Below are 21,648 nucleotides of genomic sequence, written 5' to 3' on the forward strand. Positions count from 1 at the left end.
GGTCTCGGGCGTCTTTTAACGCATGGCATTCGAGGAACCCTCTCCGAAGGCAGCCCTCGCAGGTGATCCCACCTCGCAGAGCGGCAAGAACTGGTTCATCACCGGTGCGTCCACAGGCTTCGGTTTCCTGCTCACCGAATACCTCGCGACCCTCGGCGCGAAGGTGATTGCGACGGCTCGCAAGCCCGAGTCCCTCGCGGGCCTCGCCGCGAAGTATCCCGGCAACGTCTTCCCCGAGGCGCTCGACGTCACGAAGCCCGGGCAGATCGAGGCAGCCGTCAGCAGCGCGCTCGCGAAGCTCGGCTACATCGATGTGCTGGTGAACAACGCGGGTTACGGCGTCAATGGCGCCATCGAAGAGGTCTCCGAGGACGAGCTCCGTCCCATGTTCGAGACCAACGTCTTCGGCCTGCTCGGCGTGACCAAGGCGCTTCTGCCGCAGTTCCGCGCGCGGCGTTCCGGCAGCATCGTGAATCTCTCGTCTATTGGCGGCCTCATCGGCTCGCCCGGATGGGGCTACTACAATGCGACCAAGTTCGCGGTCGAAGGCCTCAGCCAGGCCCTCGCGGGCGAGATGGCGCCGCTCGGTGTGAACGTCACCGTCGTCGAGCCCGGCCCCTTCCGCACCGACTTCCTCGGCCGGTCCGGGCAGGAGGCTGCCGTCGAGATCGACGACTACCGCGCCACCGCTGGCAAGGCCCGCGAGTACCTTCGCACCCAATCCGGCCTGCAACCCGGCGATCCGCAGAAGGCCATTGAGGCGATCGTCGCCGCAGTCAGCGCGCCCCACCCGCCGAAGCACCTCGTCCTCGGCAAGATCGCGATTCAGCGCTGGAAGAACCAGCTTACGGCGCTTGGCACGGAGTTGGAGCAGTGGGAAGCCTTTGGGGCCGCGACGGACTTTGAGTAGAGCATTCGTCCCAGTCAGCCCAGGAGGGGCCTGGCCGGACCAGCAGGCCAAAGCTGAAAATTTGCATGAAGAGACCGTTTTCACGAGATCCGGCGATGAGCGGACGGCCCCGTTTGACGACGATTACGGTTACTCTTTATATGGCGCTCCACGCGTCATGAGGACAGGTGAATGGAACTTGGACTGATCGGACTCGGCAAGATGGGCGGCAACATGGCGGAGCGTCTTCGCCGCGCCGGCCACAAGGTCGTGGGATTTGATTTTTCAGCCGAAGCGGTACAGCGGCTCAACGATGCGGGCTCCGTGGGTGTGACCACGCTGGAAGACCTCGTAAAGAACCTGCAGGCGCCTCGCGCCATCTGGATCATGGTGCCCGCCGGCGATCCGGTTGACGAGACCATCGCGAAGCTGAAGCCCATGTGCTCTCAGGGCGACATCTTCATCGATGGCGGCAACTCCAACTACAAGGACACGCAGCGCCGTCACGACGAGCTCAAGCCCCAGGGCTTCGAGTTTCTCGATTGCGGGACCTCCGGCGGTATCTGGGGCATCACCGAGGGCTACTCGATGATGATTGGCGGTGACGACGATGTCGTCGAGCGCCTCCGTCCCATCTTCGAAGCGCTCGCGCCTGCACCCGACAAGGGCTGGGGACGCGTCGGACCTTCGGGCTCCGGCCACTTCGTCAAGATGATTCACAACGGCATCGAGTACGGCATGATGCAGTCCTATGCCGAAGGCTTCTCGATCATGAAGGCCAAGAAGGTGCTCGGCCTCGATCTCACGCAGATCTCCGAGATCTGGCGCTATGGTTCGGTCGTTCGCTCGTGGCTGCTGGATCTCACGGCAGACGCGCTCAAGAAGAACCCGGAGCTGGATGGCCTAGAGGCCTATGTCCCCGATTCCGGCGAAGGTCGTTGGACGGTATACGAGGCGATCGATCTGAACGTCTCCGCGCCGGTCATCACAGAGTCGTTGATTCGTCGTCTGCGTTCGCGTGAAGAGAACAACTTCACCGATCGCATGCTCGCCGTCATGCGCAATGAGTTTGGCGGTCACGCAGTTAAGAAGGCATAGCAATCGCGAGATGCGAGATACGAGTTGCGGGTGAGATGCACGATACGATCGAGGCTCGGCCTCCCTCGCATCTCGTCGCCCGCCTCCCGGATACTCGATCTCCCAGGAGAACGAAATGGCAACTACCCAAGTGAACGTAAGTCCGGCGGCGCTGGAGCGCAGCCAGCACCTCGACCGTCGGCCCGACCCCTGCGTTGTCGTCATCTTCGGCGCATCGGGCGATCTGACCAAGCGCAAGCTTCTCCCCGCTCTGTATCACCTGGAGCAGTCCGGCTTCCTGCCGGAAGACTTCGCAGTCCTGGGTGTTGCCCGTCGCGATCTCAGCGCGACCTTCGCTGACGACATGAAGGACGGTATCGTCAAGGGCGGCGGCGTCGAGACCAACGACCCCAACCTCGATCCCTTCATGGAGCGCGTTCAGTACTTCGCCATGAACTTCGATGATGAGGGCGGTTACGCCGGCCTCAAGAAGAAGCTCGAGGACATGGATGCCCAGTTCAACACCAAGGGCAACCGCCTCTTCTATCTTTCCGTTGCGCCGGAGTACTTCTCCGACATCGTGGGCTTCCTCGGCAAGCATGGCATGAACAAGCCTGGCGCCGGTGAAAAGCACTGGGTCCGCACCGTCATCGAAAAGCCCTTCGGCCACGACCTCGAGTCGGCCCGCGCGCTCAGCGATGAAGTCAACAAGGTGTTCGACGAAAGCCAGATCTTCCGCATCGATCACTACCTCGGCAAGGAGACGGTGCAGAACATCCTCGTCTTCCGCTTCGCCAACGGTATCTTCGAGCCCGTCTGGAATCGCAACTACATCGACCACGTCGAGATCACCGCTGCCGAATCCATCGGCATCGAAGGCCGCGGCCCGTTCTATGAGCAGGCCGGTGCGCTTCGTGACGTTGTACAGAACCACGTGATGGAAGTGCTGTCCTTCATCGCGATGGAAGCTCCATCTGGCTTCGACGCGGATGCCGTCCGCACCGAGAAGGTCAAGGTCTGGCGCTCGATCAAGCCCATCCATCCGGCGGATACGGTGCGTGGCCAATACGGCCCTGGCCTCGTCGATGGCAAGGCCGTCGTCGGCTATCGCCAGGAAGACCGTGTGCATCCCCGCTCGCAGACCGAGACCTACGCTGCTCTTCGCGTGGAGATCGACAACTGGCGCTGGGCTGGCGTGCCCATCTACATCCGCGCCGGCAAGCGTATGGCCAAGCGCGTCACCGAGATCACCATCCAGTTCAAGCAGCCGCCGCTCATGCTCTTCAAGGACGGCGAAGGCAAGGGTGGCGAAGGCATCAAGCCGAACGTCATCTCCATGCGCATCCAGCCCGATGAAGGTATCGCGCTGCGCTTCGCGGCCAAGGTCCCTGGCCCGAACATGAGCATGAGCTCGGTGAACATGAACTTCAGCTACGCGGATGCCTTCGGCGCCAGCTCGGCCAACGGCTACGAGCGTCTGCTGCTGGACGCGATGCTCGGCGACGGTACGCTCTTCGCTCACCGCGACGGCGTCGAAGCCACCTGGGCGCTCATGACCCCGATTCTCCAGGCCTGGGCCAAGGATCCGGTCAAGGACTTCCCCAACTACGCTGCCGGTACCTGGGGCCCCGTCATGGCCGATGCCATGCTCAAGGCCGACGGTCGCAAGTGGCGCAAGCTGTAAGAGACAGGGTGTAGGGCCCAGGGCTCAGGGTTCAGAATTTCGAATCCTGGGCCCAATCCCTTTTTTGCGGTCTCGCATCCAACGACAACTGGCGTCCTCGCCACAACGCTGAGCGTTCTGGGCCCTGAGCCCTGAACTCTGGACCCTCACTCATGCCTCGTCCCGTCCAAGTTACCTACGAAGTCTTCCCCGACGCCCCGGCCATGGCCCTCGCTGCCGCGACTCGCTTCGCGCACAAGATTGAGCAGGCAGTAGCCTCGCGCGGCATCGCGCGTCTCGCTATCTCCGGCGGCTCTACCCCGCAGGCGATGTTCAAGATCCTCGCCGACCCATCGCACCCGTTCGCCGCGACAATCCCGTGGGACAAGCTGCAGCTCTTCTGGGTCGACGAGCGCTGCGTCCCGCCCTCGCATCCTGACTCCAACTACGGCGTCTGCCGCGATCTGCTCCTGAGCAAGGTCGGCATCCCCGCCGCCAACGTCTTCCGCATGGAAGGCGAGCTCGATCCCGAGGAAGCCGCCTCGCGCTATGAGGCGACGATCCGCAACGCCCTCAAGCTCGAAGGCGCTGAGAGCCCGCACTTTGACATGATCGAGCTCGGCATGGGCCCGGACGGCCACACCGCCTCGCTCTTCCCGCATACCGACGCCATCAACGAGCTTGGCCGCATCTGCGTCGCGAACTACGTGCCTGAGAAGGACACCTGGCGTATCACGCTCACCTCGCCCGTCATCAACCAGGGCGCGGAGGTGGTCTTCGAGATCGCAGGCGAAGAGAAGACCGACGTCCTCGCAAAGGTCCTCACCGGCCCCCGCGACGTCGACCGCCTGCCCTCGCAGCTCATCCGCCCTTCCAACGGCAAGCTCCTCCTGCTGCTGGACGAGGTTGCTGCCGCCAAACTGCCAGCGGCATCGGTGCTCAATGACGGGCAGCCCAGGGTCGGCACACTGGAGATCTAAGGTTCAGCCGGCTGAACATCGCGGTTAGAGCTATCGTTTGTCCACCGGGGTCGTGCCCGGGAAATCGTCCGAAAGGCCGATGAATCCAGTCCGCCAAAGATGATAAGGTTGGCGCGTTGACTGACACGACTGGAACTGAGGCTCGATGATTCTTGCTGGTGATGTAGGCGGGACCAAGGTCCACCTGGCTTTGTACAACTTTGCGGACGGCAGACTTGCCCCAGTGCGGGACCACAAGTTCCCTGCTGGTGAGTTCGCCAGCCTCGACGACGTGGTGAAGGCTTTCTTTGCCCAGCAGGACGGCAAAGAAGTCGCCCAGGTCGTGGCAGCCTGCTTCGGTTGCCCCGGCCCAGTCCGCGATGGCCGCCTCAAGTTGACCAACCTTCCCTGGGAGCTCGACCAGCGCCTCCTCGCAAAATCCCTCGGCATCGAGCACATCTTCCTCATCAACGACCTCGAAGCCAACGGCTACGGCATCCCCGAGCTCGCTCCCGAGGCCGTCTTCACGCTCTATGCCGGCGATCCCGCCGTCGTCGGACACCGGGGCCTCGTCTCCGCAGGCACCGGTCTTGGCGAAGCCCTCCTCATCTGGGACCCTAAATCCCGTCAGCATCACCCCCTGCCCAGCGAAGGCGGCCACACCGACTTCGCTCCACGCAACGACCAGGAGATCGCTCTCCTCCATTACCTGCAGCGGACGCTGAATGGCCGTGTCAGCTACGAGCGCGTGGTTTCGGGGATCGGCATCAAGAACATCTATGCCTTCCTCCGCGACGACCAGAAGATGGAAGAGCCCGAGTGGCTCCGCGAGCGCATCGCGAAGGAAGATCCCAACGCCGTCATCGGCCAGTGCGGCGAGGACGGCTCGAGCCCCATCTGCGCCGAAGCTCTGAAGATGTTCGTGTCGTCCTACGGAGCCGAGGCCGGTAACGTCGCTCTCAAGGTCCTCGCCATGGGAGGCATCTACCTCGGTGGCGGCATCGCTCCCAAGATCATGAAGACCATGCAGAACGGTGAGTTTGTGAAGGCCTTCCTCGACAAGGGGCGTCTCTCGCCGCTGCTGCATGCCGTCCCGGTACGCATCATCCTCGACGACACGTGCGCCCTTCTGGGGGCCGCTGCGTACGCGGAAGCTCGCGCCGCCGAGCTCAGTGGACACTCGGAGCGCGCCGCTTCGACCTCCAGCTGAATTCTGCAAGCCGCCCGACCTGACTGACAGGGAGCCTCGAGGCTCCCTGTTCTGTTTTGGTACATCGCGCCGGCCACGATCGTTCACTGCCTGTCCCAAACTCGGACGCCGAGAGCAGTCTGACAGGTCGGCGCCAAATCGGTACGTATTTGGCTAGGCGGTCTGACAGTTAGCGCTAATCCTCCAAGGCTGTCAGTGCGGATTGTGAATTTTTGTTAACTCAACGTAAGTCATTGAAAAGTAGATATTTGTCGCACGACGTATCGCCGGCATCGCTCATTTCTGTATGACTGGCTTCCCGGTTAGCTTGACAGCTGTGTTGTGCAGGGTAGAGGCTTTCGAGTCGCAGAAGCAGGTGGACCGCAACGAGAACGGTAATCACGCCGTCCAGGCGGTTTGCGCATGACTGCAACTTTCTGAGGAGCCAAATGACCTTCCCATCTCTAATCAAGAAACCAGCCGAGACCCTTCGGTATGCAGTGGCGCTTTTCCTGGCGCTGCTGCTCCTTTCGGGCGGCTCCGCGCTCGCGCAGCTTGCCGGTAAGGGCGCGATCTCCGGTACCGTGCTCGATCCGACGGGCGCGGCTGTCCCGGGCGCGACCATCACCGCTACCAGCATCGCCAACGGCGTCTCCACGAAGGCCGTCAGCACTTCGTCTGGCGACTTTACTGTCTCCCTCGATCCTGGCGCCTATTCCGTCACGGTGTCGGCTTCAGGCTTCGAGAAGCTCGTCCAGAACAACATAACGGTCAACGCGCTCGAGACTGTCTCCCTGAGCCCCAAGCTTACCGTGGGCGGCACCGACGTCTCGGTCACCGTCGATACGATTCCTCCCCAGCTTGAAACGACCAATGCCACCCTCGGCGCAACGATGGAGAACGAGATGTACTCCGCGCTGCCGATCGAAATGGGTGCCTACGGCCAGGCCGATCAGCGCCGCGCCACGGACTTCGCGTTCCTGATGCCTGGCGTGCAGGGCAACAACACCAGCGGCAACCCCACCACCAATACCGGTATCGTCAACGGCTCCGGTTCCAAGGGCGCTGTCTCTGACGTCTACGTCGACGGCGTGGCCTTCGTTCGCGCGGGCGGCAACGGCGATCCCCGCTACGTATGGACCGCGATCTCGGTCGACGCGGTCGATCAGTTCCAGCTCCAGACCTCTGGCTACTCGGCAGTGTACGAGGGGCAGGGCATCCAGAACTACGTCATCAAGCAGGGCGGTCGCAGCTACCACGGCAGCCTCTACGAGTTCTTCCGCAACACCGCGCTTGACACCTGGGGCTTCTTCGGCCCCGCTCCGAATCCGGTAACCGGCGTCGTCAAGAAGCCGATCGAGAACTCCAACGAGTACGGCATCAACCTCAGCGGTCCGCTCGTCCCTGTGGGCAAGTGGCGCGATAAGCTCTTCGCCTTCGGCAACTACAACGGCTTCCGCTACGCTAGCGAGACGCCCACCGCCATCACATTCCCCACGCTCGCGCAGCAGCAAGGTAACTTCCAGGGCGTCGTGACGGGCGGCATCTTCGATCCCAACACGCAGACCCAGTGCACCGCCAACAACGGCGGCAAGCCCTGCCGCTACCGCTATGGCTATGTCTATGGTGGAACACCTACTTCAGGCACCGGAGCCGCCGCCAGTGCAGGCGACCCGGTTCTGGGTCCCGGAGGCGCCGCGGGCGTCGACGTCATCCCGGCAAGCGAATTCTCTGCCGTGGCTCTCAAGATGCAGAGCTTCCTCCCCTCGGGCATTGGTACAGGAAACCAGAACAACTTCATCGCCAAGAACAAGACGGGCCTCGTGAATTGGTCGACCACTGACCGTATCGACTGGGTCGCAAGCAAGAAGGACAACGTCACGTTCATGGCCGCCATTGGCCGCCAGGCCAGTTCGAACCCCGTCGGCCAGACGACCTCGGGCCGAAACGTCGGCCCCATTCCTTACAACTACGGTCAGACCTACGCGCCAAAGACCGCTGTCGGCATCGTCGAGCTGACCCACACGTTCACACCAAACGTCGTCAACCAACTCAAGTACGGCTACGCCCGCTACAACGGTCCTACCTTCGACGCCGATCAGTCGCCGGCTTATGCGGCTACGGCTATGGGGATCTCAGAGGCGTCCCCCGGTCTCCCGTCCGGTCCCGCTTCGCAGGCGTTCCCCATCACCACCTTCGCTGGTACCAACGCTCCTACACAGTGGGCTGGGACCACACCCAGCGTTACCATCGCCCAGAACTACACCCTGGTCGACAACGTCCAGTGGGTCAAGGGGCGCCATAACCTCACCTTCGGTGCGCAGATCGCCTGGCTCCTCTACAACGTGAATAACGCAACCGGCGGCTCGACCGATCTCACTCTCGCCACGGCAGTAACCGAAACCGAAGGGCTGAGCAACGCCTACACGGGCATCGCCAACACTGGATACTCTTACGCCAGCTTCCTCATCGGCCAGATCGATAAGGCTAGCTTCACGCAATACCTTCAGCAGATCTATGGCGCTCGCTTCCGTCCTATCTCGCCGTATGTCCAGGACAACTGGAAGGTATCGAGCAAGCTGACCCTTGACGTGGGCCTGCGTTGGGATTATTTCCCGTCCCTCCGCGAAGTGCATGACGCCGGCAGCTTCTTCTCGCCGACAACCGCCAACCCCGTCACTGGAGCAAATGGCGCTCTCCTGTTCACTGGCTATGGCACCAACACCTGCAACTGCGATACGCCGGTCCAGAAGTGGTACAAGAACTTCGGACCCCGTCTCGGTCTGGCTTACCAGCTTGACGACAAGACCGTTCTCCGCGCCAGCTACGGCATCATGTTCACCCATGGTGGTGCGGTTGGCGGTTCGGCCACCAGCCTCGGCACCCTGGGCTTCTCGGGTGGTCTTTCCCAGTCCGCAAGCGGCTCGCTCCTCAGCACAGCTCCGCTAACGGCAGCCTCTGGCTATGTCCTCCCGGGATATACGCTCCCAACCGGAGTCGCTTCGGGCCCTGGTTATGGCTCAAGCTATACGGCGTCTCCGGCGCTGACCTCTTCCCCTCAGAGCATGGGCTACACCGATCCGTATCTCGGCTCGCGGGCTCCTGAGTTCATCAACTGGACGTTCGGCATGCAGCACCAGTGGACTACGGCCATCACCACGACGATGACGTACGTCGGATCGCAGGGTCATTTCCTGCCCACAGACGGCGGTAATCCCCGCGGCTACTACGCCGATCAGCTCGATCCCAAGTACCTCTACCTGGGATCGCACCTGGCCGACACGGGAGCGACGGAAACTGCAGACTGCACCACGTACTCGCTGGCCTGCCCGTCAAACTTCAACACGGGCCAGCAGCTGAACGTCGCGCTTAAGCCCTTCCCGTTCCAGAGCGTCAGCGACAGCTTCGGTTATGTGGGCAACGCGAACTACAACGCCCTGCAGCTTCAGGCCAACATGCGTCCGCAGCACGGCCTGACCTTCATGATCAATTACACGTGGGCTCACTCCATCGATGATGGCGGCACCTTCCGGACCGGGTATGCCATTCCGGCTGGCACCATCGCCAACGAGCCCAACGTCTCCTGGGCGGCGGATCGCATCGAGCGCACCACCTCCACGACCAACCAGAAGCATCACTTCGTAGCGACTGCCGTGTATGAGCTGCCATTCGGCAAGCAGGTTTTCGCAAACCACGCATGGGAGCGGGCGGCCTTCGGCGGCTTCAAGCTGTCGAGCGTCTTCCAGGCATACACCGGTTCGCCCCTCGCGATCACCGGTTCCTCCTGCCAGACCAACCAGGCACAGTCCACCTGCGAACCGACACTCAACCCCAGCTGGAGCGGCAACCCCCGCATCAACGGGAAGTGGGGCTCGGGCGTGACATACGGCAACTACGCGTCGACCTACTTCATTCAACCCAGCGTCTGCAGCACTGTCACGCCTCCCACCGGGCCGTTCATCAATCCGGCGGCTCCTTCCGGTCAGACGTCCTGCCTCAACACCCCCTACGCGCCGTCATACACCTTCGGCAATGCACCTCGCACCGCAGCCTATAACCTGTACGGCCAGGGTCTCTACCAGCTCGACCTCGCGCTGGTTCGGACCGTCCCTCTGCACCTCGAGCACTCCTCGCTGGACTTCCGCGCTGAGTGGTACAACGTCACCAACTACACGCTGTTCTCCATGGGCAGCACTGCAGTCGGCAACTCGGCTTTCGGCACCGTCGCTCCGAACGCTTCGGCGCCGCGTAAGTCGGTACAGCTGACGGCTCGCCTCAACTTCTAACCCACAACCATCACGACAGCGAACGGCCACTCCGACGGGAGTGGCCGTCTGCTTTGCCTGCTTAGACTCAACCGCCAACGCTACAGGATCCGGTAGCGCTCTCGCAGCAGTCGCTGAAGGCGCGGCCTCCAGATCAGGTCATACGCGAGTTCCTTGCCGGGGAACATCGCGAGTGCTGCACTACGCGCGCCGGCAATGATCTGTGAGCACTTGAGGGCGTTCCTTCGGTTGCGGACGAGTCCTGCGGTGAAAGTTCAGTGCGAGCAACCATCCAGCTTCTTACGGATGGGACGCCATATCTTCGCTCACGATGCTGCCGTCAGCGGCGAGAAGAAAGGTCGCAGCGCCTCCACGATCCGTCCTCAACGTTCTCACGTGGCCAGCTTCAAGGCGCTGCAGCACCTCCTCGCGAGGGTGCCCGAATGTATTGCTGCGTCCCACGCTGATCACCGCATCGCGTGGCTGCACGGCATCCAGAAAACCCTGCCCGGTAGAGGTGAGGCTGCCGTGGTGGCCGACCTTCAACAGCGTCGAAGCCTCCACGCGCCCATGCTCGAGCATCTCGTGCTCGCTCGGCGCTTCCGCGTCACCTTCCAGCAGAGCGCTGGCTCGCCCAAAGCTGCTACGGAGAACGAGGGAGTCATCGTTCGTTGGCTTGCCCGCATTGGCATAGGAACTTTCAGGAGCAAGCACCTCGAACGTAAGCCCGCTCCACGAAAATTGCTGCGGAGCCGAGATGTGCCGGATGATCATATGCTGCGTGCGTGCCTGCTCCAGCAGCGATTGCAGCGCAGGAGAGTCTCCGGGATCAATCGAAAGCCAAAGCTCTCGCGGTTGGAAGTCACGCAGCAGCGAAGCCATGCCGCCGATGTGATCCGAATGCGCATGCGAGATCACGACCACATCCAGCCGGCGTATGCGCCGCGACCACAGGTATGGTGCGACTACGTTCTCTCCGACGTCCCATGGGCCGGCCGTGTGCTCCCTCGACTGGATCAACGCTGCATACCCGCTCGGCCCTCCCGCATCGATCAGCATGGTTTGCCCCGTCGGTGAGACGAGCAGAATGCTGTCTCCCTGGCCAACGTCGATCGCGGTCAGCTCCAACCTCCCCGGATGCAGATGCGCACTGGCCGGCCACAGCGCGAGCATCGGGATCAACGCCACTGCCAGCGCGCCACTCGCTGCCATTGCGGCTTGAGGACGGCGCAGAGCCCAGCAGCCAAAGGCAAGCAGCACGCCTGCAGCCATCACGGCGACAGGTTCGGGCGCCGGGATACGGACGTCCGCCCACGCGCTGCGATTCAGATGCCCCAGCGGTAGCTCAACCAGATGCAACACCGCACCCACCAACGCTGCGGGCAGCAGAGCAAGCCACGGGCTTACCACCGCGCAGACGAAGAACAGCAGCGCCGCTGCGAGCAAAGCACCCACCAGCGGAACCACCACGATGTTCGCGGGCAGGGCCAGCAGCGTGGCGCGGTGGAAGTAGATCGCCATCGGCAGCACCATCACGGCTTCGGTGATGAGCCCGAAGAGCAGTAGCTCGAGCAGTCGCACGCTCCCTCGCAGGACCCAGACAGGCACCGGCCCCAGTCGTGGATGCAGCAGGCCCGCCACCAGCCCGCTGAGCATGCGAAGCACGACGCGCCTCTGCGCCTCATGCGGCGGCAGATATGCGTCCAGGCGAACATCATCGACGCGCCGCAGTGAGAGCGAGAACCTGAAGAACAGTCGCTCCGTCAGCGGTGCCGCGATCCCTGCGATCGCCAGCAGCACCAGGAAGGTCATCTGAAATCCGCTCTCAAAGAGAGCTCGTGGACTGAGCGCGAGCACGATGATCGCTGCAAATCCCAGGGCATTCAGAGGAGACCCCTGGCGTCGCAAGCCACGCGCAAGCAGCACGCACGCCGTCATCCAAAGCGCGCGTTGCGCAGGAACACCGAAGCCTGTAAGCAGCGTGTAACCACCTGTAATGGCCAGGGTGATGGGCAGAGCCACAACGATCCGGAAACGCAGGCGTCGCAGCAGCCAGTAGACCCCGGCTGCGAGCAGTGCCACGTGCACGCCTGAGACCACGAACAGGTGGAACGTCCCCGTGCGCTCAAAGCCAACGCGCAACGATTGAGTCAGCTGCAGGCGATCGCCGAAGAGCATCGCATCGAGAAGCGCTGCGTCTTCCCGTGTGATGCGAACCGCCGTTGGCAGCAGGCGGTTTTCCTTCGACCCCAGAAAAGCTGCTACGCGGGATGAAGCCCAGCTCTGTGCCGCGTACAACTCGCAGCGCACGCTGGCTCGGCGCTCGTGGAGCACATGCGCGCTGTCGGCAGTGCCCGAAGCCAGATACCCCATGGCATCGGCAAGCAGCACATCCGCGTAGGAGAACGCGCCCGGATCGCGGTAGACCTCAGGCTCGCGCAGCCGCAACGGAAGTTCGATCCCATCACCGCAGCGGGCGTCCAGCGCAGCACCGGTAATGGTGATGCGGACTCCACCATGCACATCACGCATGACGGAGGCATCGGGCGTCACCTCTTCCGCACCAAGCACCTCGAGATCAAGCGACTGCACCGCAGGGCGTGAGTCTGCCTCCCACGCTTCATCCTCCAGCATCCACGATCTGTCCGGAGCGCTCTCTTCGGTCTCATCAGCCGTATGCAACTCGCGTATGCGCTTCACCCGCACACGAAAGGTACGGCTCAGACCATCGGCGTATGGAGCCAGCGAAGTCTGCGGAGTGTTCTGCGGCTCAAGCTGCGCGCACCAGCATCCCACCGCGATCCAGAATCCCAGCGCTGGCAGCAAGGCAAGGCGCAGAGAGAACCGAAGCGCGAGCATTGCGAGAAGCAACAGGGAAGCGGTCTCAGCCAGCAGCATCGCAGGTGTATGCCATCGCCGCGCCAGGGCATCGCCCACGGCAAACGCAACCGCCGCCGCGAACATAGGCACGCGACGAAACGCCAGCAGCTCGACAGGCGAGCGCGGGACAACCCACGGGCGGGCAGCACCATTGCTCTGCATGGGAAAGCGCTACCGAAGTACGTTCAGGATGTGTGCTGCATCGCCAGCATACGCCACGCGCCGCGATGATCGGAGTTCAGCGGTGATTCAGTACCGCAATGCTCTCCACATGCACCGTCTGCGGAAACAGGTCCACCATGTGCAGCCCGGTGAGCTTATAGTGCGGCATCAGCACAGCGAGGTCGCGCGCCAGCGTTGTGGGATCGCAGGAGACGTAGACGATCTCCTGCGGCGCGAGCTTTACCAACAACTCGCACGCCTCCACGCCCGCACCGGCACGCGGAGGGTCGAGCACCACCAGCGAGGGCCTGTCGCGATCGACGATGGCGCGGCGAAGGAACTCAACCGTCGTAGCGGCGATAGCGGTGCTCGCTGGGCTGATCTTCTTCAGTGCGCGGCGAAGATCCTCTACAGCAGTTGGATTGGCCTCCACCGCCGTTACGCGATCAAAGCTGCGCGCAAGTGGCCGCGAGAACAGACCTACACCTGAGAACAGATCCCACGCCAGCGCACCCGCGCGAGGGGCGCCACCGTTCCTCGTCACCTGGTCCACCAGGGTATCCAGCAGGAAGCGGTTCACCTGGAAGAAGCCCCCGCGTGAGATCCAGTAGGATTCATCCTTCACGCGGTACCCCAGGCCATCCGCGCCATGCTCACTCAACGTGCGCACGATTCGTCCCGACTGGGGATCGGCGTAGACCAGCGCTGCGGCGTCGAGCAGCTCGATGCCGACTACCTCCTGCAGGGCAACCATCACGCGTTCGAACTGCGGCATCGACTTCGTCCGCTTGTCCCGGGCAAAGAAGGTGAGCTGCAGCCGCGACAGTTTGTGGTTCGCAAACAGCTCCAGCTCAGCGCTCACGTCGAGCAACGCCTCGGCCGTAGCGTCCGTCTTGGCGAGTTCCAGCAGCGCAGCGGCAACGCCCCACAGCGGCTCCGCAGCAATGGGGCACTCGATGACCGGCAGAAACACATGACTCGCCCGGCGGTTGTAGCCGAATCGAAACTGGCCCTCCACCCGCTCAATGCGCAGGCGAATCCGATTGCGATAGTGCCACGGCCCGGCAGAATGCGGCACGATGGTTGGGATTTCATCCAGCCCAGCCTCGGCAAACAACGCGAGTAGCGCCGTCTGCTTGTGGGCCAGCTGCGTCTCATATCGCAGGTGTTGAAGCTGACACCCGCCGCACGCGCCGAAGTGTGGGCATCGCGCATCTACCTCTGCCGGCGCATCGAGGATCTGCGTCAGGTCGATCAATCGCCCACCCCCATGTAGAAGAGGCTCAACCGCGGTATGGCCCGCATCTCCAGCAAGCGCTTGTGCAGAAACTGCTGCTGCACCTGCTTCAGCTGCGCGCCGGACATTCGCGAGCGATACGGCGCGAGCTCGCGGTCCGCCTGCTCGCGCAACGCCACCAGCTCCGCTTCGCTCGCGGAAGCCTGCAGTGCCAACAGAAGCTGTTCTTCCAACACCGTCAGCGTGCGATCGAGATCCTCAAGTCGCTGCGATGGCTCGAGCCGAAGCGATGCCGCCAGCTCGCGCAGCCGTTGCGCGGTGGCGCTGACCTTGGCCGTCCACGGCTCCGTCCCTGAAGCTGCGGCCTCAAGCTGCATCGCGGTGGACTCAAGATAGCGAGCCACCCGTTCCGCCTCGAAGCCCGACTCCTGCTCATGTTGTGGGCGTTGCGCTGGCTCGCCGGTCGAAGCTTCAACCAGCTCTTCCGCCGCGTCCAGCACCGCTTGCGCGCACCACGCGAGCCCGTTCACCTTGCGCGTCCTTGCGTTGCTGCGCAGCGCCCGCTCATCGTACTTGTCGAACGCGTTGTCGATCCCGCGCAGCACCGCTTCAAGCGGTATGCCTGCCTCGCGCCACGTCTCAATCACCGCCCAGTCGAGGGGCGAGAGCAGCAACACCGCACCTCGCCTCCGGCTGAAGCGTTCTTCGACTTCACTGAAATATTCGTAGTAGTTCATCTGGATACGCAGTCATACGAGACGCGAGTGAGGCTGCCTTCGCATCTCGTCTCTCGCACCTCGTATCTTTTCTTACTTCCTTCTATGTCGATCCTGGTTGCGCTCGTAGATGAGCCGTAGCCCGGTCAGGGTCAGCATCGGATCTACGTTCTGGATGAACTTGCTGTCCGGCGCCAGCAGCGTCGCGAAGCCGCCGGTGGCCACGGTCTTCGTGTCCGGGCCCAGCTCCGTCATCATCCGTTCGAGGATGCCATCGATTGCGCCGATGTGGCCGTAGTACAAGCCAATCTGCAGGTTGTCCGTCGTGTTCGTCCCCACGATCTTCGGCGGCTTGCGAATCTCGACGCGAGCCAGCCGGGCAGCGCGAGCGAACAGCGCATCCGCGGAGATGCCAAGCCCCGGTGCGATCGCGCCGCCAAGAAACTCGCCCTTGCGCGACACCACATCGAAGTTGGTTGCCGTGCCAATGTCCACCACGATCGCTGGTCCGCCATACTTGTCGAACGCAGCGGCGCAGTTCACGATGCGGTCTGCTCCCACCTCGCTCGGCGAGTCGACCAGGATCGGCAGCCCCGTCTTGATGCCGGGTTCGATGAACAGGGGCCTGATCCTGAAGAGTGCTTCTGCAGCCTGCCGCAGCGCCGAGTCTAGCGGTGGCACGACGGAGGCGACTGCAATACCCGTCACGCTTTCCGCACTGTAGCCACGCGTCGCCAGCAGGGTGCGGAACAGCAGGCCGAGCTCGTCGGAGGTCTGCCCATAGGGCGTGGTCACCCTCCAGTCCGCGGCAAGTTCAGCAGGCTTGCCCGGCTCGCCCGTATGGAAGAGACCCAGGACGGTATTCGTATTTCCTACGTTGATGGCCAGCAGCATGTGTCTCTTCCAGGAGCCCCAGTCACCGGGGTTAGTTTGTCTCGATCTCGCGCACACCGCCGGAACGAACCGTGCGGACAACGCCGTCATCCCCATCGACGAGCAGATAGCCCTGGGCGTCCAGTCCGGCGGTGACGCCAGTATATCCGCCCTGCTCCGGCACACTCACACGTTTGCCGAGCACCCAGCTGGAGCGCTCCGTGAACCGGGCGAGCAGGTCCTTCTGGCCGCCGCCCAGCTCCAGCCGCGTCAGCTCCAAATCAATCTGCCGCAGCAGAGAGAGCGCAATGGGGCCGCGAAAAACAGGCAGCTCGCTCTCCAGCGCCAGGGACGTGGCCAGCGATGCGAGTTCCGCCGGAAAGCCCGCATGATGCACATTGATGCCAACTCCGATGACCGCATAGCGCAGCAGCGGGTCCGCTCCAGGCTCAACCGAAGTCTCGACCAGAATCCCGCCGACCTTGCGGCTGCGACCGTCGCGTGATGCCAGCAGATCGTTAGGCCAGCGCAGATCGACGCTCACGCCGCTCACCTCATGGATCGCCTGCCACGCCGCGAGGCCCGTCGCCAGCGAGAGCAGCAGCGCATCACGCAGCGCCAGCGAAGGCTTCACCAGCGCGCTGAGGTAGAGGCCATCTCCCGGCGCCGAGTGCCATGCATGGCCACCTCGCCCGCGGCCCGCGGTCTGCTCGTCGGCCAGGTACACGGTCCCTTCCGGCGCGCCTTCTGCCGCAGATTCGAGCAATGCCGTGCTCGTCGAACCGATGTGTGCGAAGTGATGCACTCGCCCCGCGAAGCGCGTGCCCATCAGTGCCACATTGAGCGCCGCAGGGTTCAGGTCTGCACCTTTCGAGCTGGAAGACGAAGCCACCGTAGTCATCGTACGGCAGAGCGCCGAACGCCGTGCTGGGTTACAAGCGGCTCACCAGGATCTCTCCGCATCCAACGGGAGACAACTGCGGGAGCCCTACGCGAATGCTTCCGGCCTGCCACAGACCTCCTATGCCAATCGAACTCAACACGCCCTTGTCGCACCAGACTGCGATGCTGCTGCTGCTCGCAGTTCCCATCGCCTGCATCGCGTGGACCGTTACCCACGAAGAGGTCTTTCGCGAGCCTCGCGAATTCTGCAAGAGCCGCAGCCAGAGCTGTCACCGGCTCGTCGAGAGAAAGTTCTTCTACCTCTTCACGTGCGAGTACTGCTTCTCGCACTATGTCTCCGCGCTTGCTCTGTTCCTCTTCCGCTTTCAGCTCCTCTACGCTGGCTGGCGCGGCTACGTCGTCGCGTGGTTCGCCCTGGTGTGGGTCGCCAACGTCTACATGAGCGTCTTCAACCGGCTGCGGCTCGAGATCAAGCATGAGAACGTCGAGATCGCCGTTGAGCAGACCAGACTGCCCGAGCCTGCAACGCAGGATGCGAGCAAGCGTTAGGCCAGCCTACGCCGACAAAGCATAGCGCCGGCAGTGCTGCAGGTACGCCGCCTCGTGCTCGCTCAATAGCTCCACCACGCTGTTCCACAGCCAGCTTGGAGCTTCCAGGCTCTTTGGCCGATTACGCTCCAGCTCCGCATTCCAGTGTCGCCTCGTAGCTGCATCCATCTGCCGCGCGTGGGCTCTCCCCACGACAGCTGCGAGAAATTGCGCTGCAGCCACGGCCTGATCGCATGTCATTCGGTCGAGCTCCAGCTTCAGGTCCTGCGGCATCAACTCACGCAGTACCACGGGCCGCCGCAGCAGCGTAGCCGGAAGCATCCGCTCGCCGAGAAACGGCGAAAGCGCACGCGCTCCGATGACGACCCGCTCAGCGAAGTCCTCAGGCTGCGTCAGGCCTGCCTTCCGCAACGCCACGCGCGAAGTCGCAGGCGCGGCGGGCGCGACCGCCTCCTTGATGTCGATCAGGCGATAGCGCCGGTTCGTACCCTTGCCCAGGCCCAGCAGCACCGCATAGCGCAGCTTGCCCAGCGAAGAGCATCCCTTCATCCAGTAGGCTGCGTCGACCACCGTCACCTTCTTCGGCGCATCGTCGCCCGCCAGCCTGCGAATCATCGCGACCGTGGCCTCTTCCGTGAACAAGCTGTCGATGGCGGCGCGTTCCTCCTTGCGCAGCGCCCAGAAGCGCTTTCCCAGCGGGATCACCGGCTCGACGCCCTCGATACGCTCATCCGCGAGGTGCTTCCATCGGCGGCGCACGGAGAGGCGCAGGGCGCTGGCGATTGGCGCAAGATCGTCTCCCTTGGCTGTCCGGCCGCGCTGCACGCTGGGATGCTTGAGCGCCTGCTGATAGCCCTCCATCATGTGTTCCATCATGTGCGCCGTGGTGACACCGGGAAGATCGTTGCCCCGCGCGGCTGAAGCCAGCGACAACGCCAGCCGCACCAGGTCGTGCGCTGGATTCCCGATCACCGTCTGGTCGACGTCCCGAATCTCGATCTCGACCTTGCCCTCATGGTTCGCCACCGGACCCAGGTTGCCCAGGTGGCAGTCTCCGCAGATCCACACCGGCGGCCCTTCAGGCACGCCCTGCCGCCGTCCACGCTGGAGCCACTCGTAGAACTGCACCGTGCTGCCGCGCACGTACCGGTGCGCGCTCTGCGCCATCTTGCGGCGCTGCGCCTGTTCGAGGATCTTGAGACGTTCCGCGTACTCGGCGGCCGTCTCCCCACCCATCTTGCTGTCCCCGTGAGACTTCTTCGCTGTTTTCACAATGTGAATAGGACGCAACTGCGCCCCCGCGCGTTGCTGATTGCTGCCAAAGGAAAAGCGGCCCCACACGAATGTGGGACCGCCCCTGTTTGTGGTGTCTGCGTTGCGTCTGCGCTACGCCGGAGGCAATGCTTCGAGCGCGGCCTGCGCCTTCTCCAGCAGCAGCTGCGTCTCCGCCGCCTGCTTCTTCAGGCCATCCACAATGTGCACCGGGGCCTTCGCCAGGAAGCTCTCGCTGCCCAGCTGCTTCTGCGCGGACTCCACACCCTTCGTGAACTTCGCGATCTCCTTGGTGAGGCGCTCGCGCTCGGCGGGAACGTCGATCTGCCGCTCGTAGATCACCGCCACATCGAAGCTCGCTGTCGAGCGCGCGTTGTTGCCTGTCAGCGGAGCCGAGGCCAGTGCAACAGAAGCGACACGCGCCTGCTTCGCCAGCATGTCGGCATTGGCCTGCGCGAGCGCGGAGATTTTGTCGCTGGCGTGCAGCAGGATCGGAGCCGCTTCCTTCTCCGGAACGCCGAGGTCCTTGCGCAGACCGCGCACCGTGACGATCAGCTCCTGCAGCGTGTTCATCGCTTCGACAGAGGCCGCATCGGCCGCAAAGTCCGCAGCCTGCGGATACCGCGTGAGCGCGATGGACTTCGCTGGTGAGGGCATGTCCACACTCGCATACAGCGCGTGCCACAGCTCTTCCGTGAGGAACGGCATGAACGGCGAGAGCAATCGCAGCGCCGCTTCAAACACGCTCACCACAGCGTTGAGTGTCAGCGCGGTCACATCGTTTTTCGGCGCCTCGAAGTCCAGCCGCACCTTCACCAGCTCCAGGTACCAGGCGCAGAACTCGTCCCAGAAGAACTGGTATACCGCCTGCGCCGCTTCATCGAAGCGATACGCAGCCAGTGAGCGATCCACCTCAGCGCTTACTGTCGCGAGCCGCGAGAAGATCCAACGCGTCTCTAACGGTGTGGTGGAGGGCAACTCGAGTGAGAATGAATCGTGCGAGCCCAGAGAGGCCGTATAGGCCGCCTCCTTGCCCCGCTCGATGTTCATCTGCAGGAATCGCGCCGCGTTCCAGATCTTGTTTGCGAACGCGCGATAGCCTTCCGTGCGCCCTTCGTTGAACGCAATGTCCGTGCCCGGCGAAGCCTGCGAAGCCAGCGTGAACCGCACCGCATCGGTGCCGTACTTCGTGATGATCTCGATGGGATCGATCACGTTGCCCTTGGTCTTGGACATCTTCTGGCGGTCGGCATCGCGGACGAGCGCATGGATGTACACCTCGCGGAAGGGAACCGCATCGGCCAGCATGCGCTTGCTGCCATCCGGCATCGGCACATCGAGCATGAAGTGCGAGCCCAGCATGATCATGCGCGCCACCCAGAAGAAGAGGATGTCGAAGCCTGTGACCAGCAGCTGTGTGGGATAGAACGCGCTCAGGTCCGGCGTCAGCTCATTCGTGCTGTTCCATCCAAACACCGTGAACGGCAGCAGCCCCGAGGAGAACCACGTGTCCAGCACGTCGGTCTCCTGGTGGATGTCCGTGATGCCGCAACCCGAGCACGCGCCCGGCGTATCCAGCGACACCGTGATCTTGCCGCAGGCGTTGCAGTGCCATGCGGGAATGCGATGGCCCCACCAGAGCTGGCGCGAGATGCACCAGTCATGGATGTTGTTCATCCACTCGAAGTAGGTCTTTGAGTACATCTCCGGCGTGAACCTGATGTGGCCGTCTCGCACTGCGGCGATGGCGTTCTCCGCGATGGAAGCTGCGCCCGTCGGCGCGCCGTCCTTCCCGGGCTTTTTGTTGACTGCAAGGAACCACTGCATCGAAAGCCGCGGCTCGATGATCGCGCCCGTGCGCTGCGATACCGGCAGCGTGAGCGTGTGGTCCTTGATGGCGACGAGATGTCCGTTGGCTTCGAGATCAGCAACGATCTTCTTGCGCGCCTCAAAGCGATCCAGCCCGTCATATGGCGAGCCCGCCAGCGCAATGCGGCCCTGCTCATCCATGATCGAAGGCTGCGGCAGCTTGTGCCGCTGGCCGATCGCGAAGTCGTTGGGATCATGTGCCGGAGTGACCTTCACGGCACCGGTGCCAAACTCGGGGTTGGCCCACTCATCGGCGAGCAGCGGAATCTCACGATTGGCTCCGCCGTTCACCGCGCTCAGCGGCAGCACCAGCATCTTGCCAAGGAACGCTGTGTAGCGCTCATCGCTCGGGTTCACCACCACGGCGACGTCGCCGAGCATCGTCTCGGGCCGCGTCGTTGCGATGGTGATGGAGCCAGAACCATCCGCGAAGTCGTAGCGCACGTGATACAGGTGACCGGCGCGCTCTTCGTTCTCTACTTCGAGATCGGAGACGGCGGTCTGGATCTGCGGGTCCCAGTTCACGATGTACGCGCCGCGATAGATGAGGCCCTGCTCCCACAGGCGCACGAAGGTCTCCTTCACCGCGACGGAGAGCTTCTCGTCCATGGTGAAGTACTCGCGCGACCAGTCCACGCTCGCACCCAGCCGCTTCATCTGGTCCGTGATCGCCGAGCCATACTGCTGCTTCCACGCCCACACGCGCTCGGTGAACGCCTCGCGGCCCATCTCCTTGCGGCCTGGCCCGCCTTCGGACTTGAGCTGCCGCTCCACCATCATCTGCGTGGCGATGCCCGCGTGATCCGTGCCCGGAACCCACACGCTCGTGTCGCCCTTCATGCGGTGCCAGCGCGCCAGCACATCCATCTCCGTCTGGTTGAGCATGTGGCCCATGTGCAGACGGCCCGTAACGTTGGGCGGAGGCAGCAGCTGGACGAAAGGGTTGTGCGCGCGGCCATCAGCCGGCGTCGCGACGTCGAAGAGGCGCTCGTCGATCCAGAACTTCGCCCACTTCTCTTCAATGGACGAGGGATCGTATGCCTTGGGAAGTTCGTGACTCATACTGCCCTTAAGGGTAGCAGGGTAGGGCGCAGGCAACGTTGCTGGGTGTCGGTTGTTCGGTGTTGGCGTGGCACAATCGGGTG

Annotated in this window: 14 protein-coding genes; 7 read left to right on the plus strand and 7 right to left on the minus strand. The window is 63.2% G+C overall.

What is annotated here, in order from left to right:
* Positions 1-22 precede the first annotated feature (22 nt).
* The 6 genes from C4S68_RS15640 (at position 23) to C4S68_RS15665 (ending at position 10,063) form a co-directional block, all read left to right on the plus strand.
* On the plus strand, positions 23-910 hold the full coding sequence (locus C4S68_RS15640) for an oxidoreductase (protein ID WP_103934014.1): 888 nt from the start codon (positions 23-25) through the stop codon (positions 908-910).
* Positions 911-1,081: 171 nt separating this feature from the next.
* Positions 1,082-1,987 carry a phosphogluconate dehydrogenase (NAD(+)-dependent, decarboxylating) gene (gnd, locus tag C4S68_RS15645; RefSeq protein ID WP_103934015.1) on the plus strand — a complete coding sequence of 302 codons (906 nt, stop codon included), beginning with the start codon at positions 1,082-1,084 and terminating at the stop codon, positions 1,985-1,987.
* Between the two features lie 115 nt (positions 1,988-2,102).
* Positions 2,103-3,650, plus strand: coding sequence for a glucose-6-phosphate dehydrogenase (gene zwf / locus C4S68_RS15650; RefSeq protein WP_103934016.1), 1,548 nt, complete (start codon positions 2,103-2,105; stop codon positions 3,648-3,650).
* 152 nt (positions 3,651-3,802) lie between these two features.
* A complete protein-coding gene (gene pgl, locus C4S68_RS15655; protein WP_103934017.1) occupies positions 3,803-4,609 on the plus strand; it encodes a 6-phosphogluconolactonase in 807 nt (268 codons plus the stop codon).
* 145 nt (positions 4,610-4,754) lie between these two features.
* Positions 4,755-5,798, plus strand: coding sequence for a glucokinase (gene glk, locus C4S68_RS15660; RefSeq protein ID WP_103934018.1), 1,044 nt, complete (start codon positions 4,755-4,757; stop codon positions 5,796-5,798).
* Positions 5,799-6,226: 428 nt separating this feature from the next.
* The gene (locus C4S68_RS15665) at positions 6,227-10,063 is read left to right on the plus strand and encodes a TonB-dependent receptor (RefSeq protein ID WP_103934019.1); all 3,837 of its coding nucleotides are present in this window, start codon (positions 6,227-6,229) and stop codon (positions 10,061-10,063) included.
* A gap of 279 nt (positions 10,064-10,342) precedes the next feature.
* Here C4S68_RS15665 and C4S68_RS15670 read toward each other — a convergent pair whose 3' ends face one another.
* From C4S68_RS15670 to C4S68_RS15690, 5 genes are all read right to left on the minus strand, one after another.
* Positions 10,343-13,084: a ComEC/Rec2 family competence protein gene (locus C4S68_RS15670; protein ID WP_103934020.1), complete on the minus strand. Its 2,742-nt coding sequence runs from the start codon at positions 13,082-13,084 to the stop codon at positions 10,343-10,345.
* A gap of 76 nt (positions 13,085-13,160) precedes the next feature.
* Positions 13,161-14,342: a 23S rRNA (uracil(1939)-C(5))-methyltransferase RlmD gene (gene rlmD, locus C4S68_RS15675; protein WP_103934021.1), complete on the minus strand. Its 1,182-nt coding sequence runs from the start codon at positions 14,340-14,342 to the stop codon at positions 13,161-13,163.
* Entirely contained in the window at positions 14,339-15,058 is a 720-nt protein-coding gene (locus C4S68_RS15680; RefSeq protein ID WP_103934022.1) for a hypothetical protein, read from the minus strand. Before C4S68_RS15680 ends, rlmD begins: the two co-directional genes overlap by 4 nt.
* 72 nt (positions 15,059-15,130) lie before the next feature.
* Complete coding sequence (locus C4S68_RS15685; protein WP_103934023.1) at positions 15,131-15,931, minus strand: type III pantothenate kinase; 801 nt, start codon at positions 15,929-15,931, stop codon at positions 15,131-15,133.
* A 31-nt stretch (positions 15,932-15,962) separates the two neighbouring features.
* Positions 15,963-16,802 carry a biotin--[acetyl-CoA-carboxylase] ligase gene (locus tag C4S68_RS15690; RefSeq protein WP_235011632.1) on the minus strand — a complete coding sequence of 280 codons (840 nt, stop codon included), beginning with the start codon at positions 16,800-16,802 and terminating at the stop codon, positions 15,963-15,965.
* 131 nt (positions 16,803-16,933) lie between these two features.
* Here C4S68_RS15690 and C4S68_RS15695 point away from each other — a divergent pair, with 131 nt between their 5' ends.
* A complete protein-coding gene (locus C4S68_RS15695) occupies positions 16,934-17,362 on the plus strand; it encodes a hypothetical protein (protein ID WP_103934025.1) in 429 nt (142 codons plus the stop codon).
* Between the two features lie 6 nt (positions 17,363-17,368).
* On the opposite strand, the gene C4S68_RS15700 is transcribed toward C4S68_RS15695, so the two are convergent.
* Both C4S68_RS15700 and C4S68_RS15705 read right to left on the minus strand, forming a co-directional pair.
* Entirely contained in the window at positions 17,369-18,598 is a 1,230-nt protein-coding gene (locus C4S68_RS15700; protein ID WP_103934026.1) for a DUF2252 family protein, read from the minus strand.
* 150 nt (positions 18,599-18,748) lie between these two features.
* Entirely contained in the window at positions 18,749-21,565 is a 2,817-nt protein-coding gene (locus C4S68_RS15705; protein WP_103934027.1) for a valine--tRNA ligase, read from the minus strand.
* Positions 21,566-21,648 lie beyond the last annotated feature (83 nt).

The organism is Bryocella elongata, from assembly GCF_900108185.1.
Taxonomy (GTDB): Bacteria; Acidobacteriota; Terriglobia; order Terriglobales; family Acidobacteriaceae; genus Granulicella; species Granulicella elongata.

Bases quoted from the DNA above. Each gene is read 5' to 3' on its own strand.
- zwf (WP_103934016.1), top strand. From the start codon at position 2,103: ATGGCAACTACCCAAGTGAACGTAAGTCCGGCGGCGCTGGAGCGCAGC.
- pgl (WP_103934017.1), top strand. From the start codon at position 3,803: ATGCCTCGTCCCGTCCAAGTTACCTACGAAGTCTTCCCCGACGCCCCG.
- gnd (WP_103934015.1), top strand. From the start codon at position 1,082: ATGGAACTTGGACTGATCGGACTCGGCAAGATGGGCGGCAACATGGCG.
- C4S68_RS15685 (WP_103934023.1), bottom strand. From the start codon at position 15,931: ATGCTGCTGGCCATCAACGTAGGAAATACGAATACCGTCCTGGGTCTC.
- C4S68_RS15705 (WP_103934027.1), bottom strand. From the start codon at position 21,565: ATGAGTCACGAACTTCCCAAGGCATACGATCCCTCGTCCATTGAAGAG.
- C4S68_RS15665 (WP_103934019.1), top strand. From the start codon at position 6,227: ATGACCTTCCCATCTCTAATCAAGAAACCAGCCGAGACCCTTCGGTAT.
- C4S68_RS15680 (WP_103934022.1), bottom strand. From the start codon at position 15,058: ATGAACTACTACGAATATTTCAGTGAAGTCGAAGAACGCTTCAGCCGG.
- C4S68_RS15695 (WP_103934025.1), top strand. From the start codon at position 16,934: ATGCCAATCGAACTCAACACGCCCTTGTCGCACCAGACTGCGATGCTG.
- C4S68_RS15670 (WP_103934020.1), bottom strand. From the start codon at position 13,084: ATGCAGAGCAATGGTGCTGCCCGCCCGTGGGTTGTCCCGCGCTCGCCT.
- C4S68_RS15700 (WP_103934026.1), bottom strand. From the start codon at position 18,598: ATGGGTGGGGAGACGGCCGCCGAGTACGCGGAACGTCTCAAGATCCTC.
- glk (WP_103934018.1), top strand. From the start codon at position 4,755: ATGATTCTTGCTGGTGATGTAGGCGGGACCAAGGTCCACCTGGCTTTG.
- C4S68_RS15640 (WP_103934014.1), top strand. From the start codon at position 23: ATGGCATTCGAGGAACCCTCTCCGAAGGCAGCCCTCGCAGGTGATCCC.